This is a genomic window from Arthrobacter sp. Y3223164, assembly GCF_059091005.1.
The window spans coordinates 1-408 of the sequence record NZ_JBNHGF010000885.1; the positions used below are offsets into that span (position 1 = coordinate 1).

Annotated in this window: 1 protein-coding gene; it reads left to right on the plus strand. The window is 72.5% G+C overall.

Annotation, left to right across the window (positions count from 1 at the left end; all coding sequences use genetic code 11):
* The coding region (locus AC5RUJ_RS18545; protein ID WP_494156550.1) for a uroporphyrinogen decarboxylase/cobalamine-independent methonine synthase family protein at positions 1-408 on the plus strand (408 nt) is incomplete at both ends.

The window sequence follows — 408 nt, forward strand, 5'->3', positions numbered from 1 at the left end:
CTGGCCCGGCACGGAACCAGCCGAGGCCGCGCGCATCGTCCGCGGTGAACTGGGCGAGCCGAACCTGCCGCATCTGGTCGAGCTGCCGGACCGAGGCGCCGGGTCGGATCCGACCGCACGAACCGCGGGCATGCTGGAGGGGCTGTTCATCGATCTGCAGCCGCACGGCTGGCGCTTGGTGGACCGTCCGGGGCAGGATCACCGCAGGACCGTGTCCGCGCTGCGGACCGACCTGAACGTGCTGGCCGATGTGGTCGGCGCCGAAGACCGCCCCGGCAGCCAACTCAAGATCCAAATGCGCGGACCGATGTCCCTGGCCGCCAACCTCCACCTGCACAACGGCGAACGCGCCCTGATCGACGCCGGCGCCCGGCGGGACCTCGCCCAGTCGCTCGCGGCAGGCGCGGC